Below are 1,707 nucleotides of genomic sequence, written 5' to 3' on the forward strand. Positions count from 1 at the left end.
CAACAGCGCGACAAGCGAGGACGGATAAACTACCCGCTATTGAGCATATTCAAAGCCATCTTACTCGGACAATGGCATAACCTCTCAGACCCAGAGCTTGAACACAGTTTTGTTATAGCTGAATAGGTTTAGCTTGCATACAAACTGACAAACCACAGACAGCTAACCTCAGTATGGGAAAACGAGCTAATGCTGTATGTGAGTTAAAGACATTTAGCTATAGTCAAATCAACTAAAAAACAGGACGTTTTATAAACATTACCTTAGTGCTTCTGGCGGTAAATGGTGTTCTGTTTTTTAGCTGATTGCACTATATATACCCATTTGGACTTCTCTCTTTTGCGGCTTTAACGAAATGCACATTCCTGACCACAGTACCCTTTGTCGTTATCGTAACTGGCTTGCAGAAAGCAAACTTCTACCTAAACTTCTCAAGCTCATCAATCGTCAATGGGAAGCCAAAGGACTGAAAGTCGAAAAAGCCGAAACCGCCATTGTTGATGCCACCATCATCTAAAGTACAGGCAGCGTACAGAAGAAAGCGATAGAAACAGGAGCAGACGGCACAATCAAACCAACCTCAGCCAGTAAAGACCGAGATGCTCGCTGGACAAAGAAAAAAGGACAATACTCACTAGGCTACAAAAAACACGCCCTGACAGACCAAGACGGCTACATCAAACAGTTGCACGTCAGCAGTGCTATAGTCAAATCAGCTAAAAAACAGAACGTTATCTACCGCCAGAATGGCTAGATAAGGGCTATAGGATGTTTTGTTTTTTAGCTGATCTCACTATAACGAACATGAAAGCCAGCATCTTGAGTCATTACTAGAAAACCTAAAGGTAGGTACCACCGTCTATGCCGACAAAGACTACAGCAGCCAAGCAAATCGTGAGCTTCTTCAAGAAAGAGGATTAAAAGACGGCATTATGGAAAAAGTCAGTAGAAGTCAAGCGCTGAGTCAAGCATAGAAAGCCCGTAACAAACTGCTGTCAAAAACGCGCTATGTTATAGAACGTGTCTTTGGGACATTACACCGTAAGTTTGCCGGCAAACGCGCGAGCCATTTGGGGTTAATCAGGGTAGAGGGGCAATGCCATTTGAAAGCCATCTGCCTGAACTTGCTCAAGAGCGGGAACAAGATTCATATGGCGTATTGCGTCTAAGTGGCGCAAAAAGAGACTGAAAAGCCTTAAAAAAAGGAATTTTTAAGAGAGAAATGCTCAAAAATCGTGATTTTTTGCTGACTGGTGAAAAATTTTCCAATTTTTTTAAATGTTTTTTGCAAAAGTCTCATCAGCCATTAGAGCTTTGAGGTCAATTTTGCAAGAATAAGAAGTTCTTGTTCTTTTAGTAGGCTAAAAGCAATCACGCATTTTCCACTTCTGAGCAGGAGTGAAATAGATACCAAAGTTATTGACTACCTGACGAACCGAATATCCTTCTGCTAGTTTTGCGATTACTTTTTTCCTGAGATCTATAGTCAAAGACCATCAAAAGCGTTACATATCCACATAAAATAGAAGAATAAGCGGTCAATGCAATGCGGTCGCCATTCTTTACACTTTTGCTTTATCCATGCTCATGTATGCTCAATGGGATTAAGATCAGGGCTATAAGATGGAAGCCAAAGGATAGTATGCCCAGCCTCCTCTATCAGTATTTTGATATCCTCACGTTTGTGAAAAGCCGCATTGTCCATGA

The 1,707-nt window shown here is 41.4% G+C and carries 2 protein-coding genes and 2 pseudogenes; 3 read left to right on the plus strand and 1 reads right to left on the minus strand.

Annotated elements, in window-relative coordinates:
- Window positions 1–24 precede the first annotated feature (24 nt).
- The 3 genes and pseudogenes from A5N85_RS15365 to A5N85_RS17970 all read left to right on the plus strand — a co-directional run.
- A complete protein-coding gene (locus tag A5N85_RS15365) occupies window positions 25–126 on the plus strand; it encodes a hypothetical protein (protein WP_428843259.1) in 102 nt (33 codons plus the stop codon).
- Between the two features lie 229 nt (window positions 127–355).
- Window positions 356–517: a hypothetical protein gene (locus tag A5N85_RS15370; RefSeq protein ID WP_115305806.1), complete on the plus strand. Its 162-nt coding sequence runs from the start codon at window positions 356–358 to the stop codon at window positions 515–517.
- 340 nt (window positions 518–857) lie between these two features.
- Window positions 858–1,073: pseudogene (locus A5N85_RS17970) on the plus strand (transposase); the annotation flags it as partial.
- A gap of 518 nt (window positions 1,074–1,591) precedes the next feature.
- Here A5N85_RS17970 and A5N85_RS15385 read toward each other — a convergent pair.
- Window positions 1,592–1,707 (minus strand): annotated as a pseudogene (locus tag A5N85_RS15385) (transposase); the annotation flags it as partial.

The sequence above is a fragment of the Suttonella ornithocola genome (genome assembly GCF_001889065.1).
Classification (GTDB): Bacteria; Pseudomonadota; Gammaproteobacteria; order Cardiobacteriales; family Cardiobacteriaceae; genus Suttonella_A; species Suttonella_A ornithocola.

Bases quoted from the DNA above. Each gene is read 5' to 3' on its own strand.
- A5N85_RS15370 (WP_115305806.1), top strand. From the start codon at position 356: ATGCACATTCCTGACCACAGTACCCTTTGTCGTTATCGTAACTGGCTT.